Origin of the sequence: Pantoea sp. LS15, from assembly GCF_012241585.1 — a bacterium.
Taxonomy (GTDB): domain Bacteria; phylum Pseudomonadota; class Gammaproteobacteria; order Enterobacterales; family Enterobacteriaceae; genus Enterobacter.
The window spans coordinates 1-269 of sequence record NZ_JAAVXA010000003.1 but is presented as its reverse complement, the minus strand read 5'-3'; the positions used below and the strand labels follow the sequence as shown (position 1 = coordinate 269).

Here is a 269-nt window from a genome sequence, read left to right as displayed (position 1 = left end):
AAATCTGTATCAAAGCTGAAATTTGATTGTCTGTCTCTTCGCCGAAACAGCTTCGGCGTTGTAAGGTTAAGCCTCACGGTTCATTAGTATCGGTTAGCTCAACGCATCGCTGCGCTTACACACCCGACCTATCAACGTCGTAGTCTTCAACGTTCCTTCAGGACCCTTAAAGGGTCAGGGAGAACTCATCTCGGGGCAAGTTTCGTGCTTAGATGCTTTCAGCACTTATCTTTTCCGCATTTAGCTACCGGGCAGTGCCATTGGCATGA

1 rRNA gene is annotated in these 269 nt (G+C 48.0%); it reads right to left on the bottom strand.

Annotated features, from left to right (window positions below):
- Positions 1–62: 62 nt before the first annotated feature.
- Positions 63–269, bottom strand: a 23S ribosomal RNA gene (locus HED65_RS05870); the annotation flags it as partial.